Genomic DNA, 1377 nt, shown 5'->3' with positions numbered 1-1377 from the left:
GGGTAGGTACTCGGCGTGTTGCGAGACTTGGCCGGTTTGGTTTGAGATGTAGGTGCTTGAGCCGAGATGGTCGGGGTGGAAGTAGTATTTTTTGATTTCATTTGGATTATAAAGGTTTTTTAAACTTGATAGTATAAATAGCTTCTATAAAGAGTTTTTTATTACTATCAGACAGATTTTTTGATGTAATCTTAAGACTATAAACATCTTGAAAAGCTTTATAAAACAAAATACCTGTATTGCCAATTTTCTTTTTTGCAACTTGAATTTTTCCAACTTTACCGTCAATTTTTTCGTAAAAATAAAACTCCTTGAGAAATGTTCCTTGCGATTGGTCGATTTCAGGAAAATCTGAAGAAAATAAACCAGTAGTGTCCATTTTCACCTTTGTGTAGTAAAATAATTGTTTCTTAGTGAATACTTTAACTGTTTCATTGAATTTACCAATATGTATGCCGTAGTCACTGACAATAGTATCTCCGTCCCCTGTTAAAATTCCAAAAACTTGTGAATCAATATTGTTTAGTTCTATTTTTTTCCACTCTTTAGGAATCTTCATTGTATAAACTCCCATGTTAATAATTTTATCGGGTTTTGTCTTGCAACTCACCAATGTTGAACAAATTAATATGTAGACAAAATAACCAAATCTCATATCTATTTAATTTTATTATTTGATAAAAAACTATTGATTTGTGATTGTATCGCTGATTTATAATTTGGTGTTCCAGATTTAGATTGTTGGTATGTGCCATTCCCCTGATACGGACCAACTTGATTATAGACTGCTTCACCTCTTTCTCTTGAATTTGTTGAAAACGATGGATTTACAGTTTCTTTCATTAATCCACCACTTCCGTGTTCCAAACCTAGATTATGGCCTAATTCATGTGTGGCTACTTGATTGAAAGTCTTATTTTTTAAGGTGCCGACCTCCACAGCGCTTATTCTTCCACCTAATTCGGCTCTGCCAACTGGGTCACCTGTCTCACCACTAATCTTAGGAATACTTCCGACCAGAATCATCACGTGATCATCTTTGCCAACGTCTTTTATTGAATTTACAACTTTGTACTGTACCGAGACATTTTTTAAATTATCATTTGTTGTAATATCATTATTTCTAAAGTCCTTTTGTGCGTTTCCAGATAAGCCTTTAAGAGATACAGTTCCAGAAGATTGGTTAAACATTGTTTCTGACAGATCAGCGCCTGTTGAGTTGACGACGGTTAGGGTTACTTTCATTGAAACATCCCTTTGAACATAATGTGAGTCCCCTTTTTTATTTGAAACTACTGTTATTATGTCGTCATTTGGTGGCTCAGCACTCCTCCCATCCGGATCCACCAAATTAATTGGGTTCTGGTAACAATACCC

General features: G+C 34.8%; 2 protein-coding genes. Both read right to left on the bottom strand.

What is annotated here, in order from left to right:
* Window positions 1–106 precede the first annotated feature (106 nt).
* On the bottom strand, window positions 107–574 hold the full coding sequence (locus CHX27_RS00060) for a hypothetical protein (RefSeq protein WP_133063356.1): 468 nt from the start codon (window positions 572–574) through the stop codon (window positions 107–109).
* Between the two features lie 83 nt (window positions 575–657).
* Window positions 658–1377, bottom strand: a 720-nt coding sequence (locus CHX27_RS00055) for a zinc metalloprotease (protein WP_207758894.1), incomplete at its 5' end; no start/stop codon positions are given.

Origin of the sequence: Flavobacterium aurantiibacter, assembly GCF_002251775.1 — a bacterium.
Lineage (GTDB): Bacteria > Bacteroidota > Bacteroidia > Flavobacteriales > Flavobacteriaceae > Flavobacterium > Flavobacterium aurantiibacter.
The sequence above is the reverse complement of the archived record's forward strand: the minus strand, read 5'-3'. Positions and strand labels throughout refer to the sequence as shown.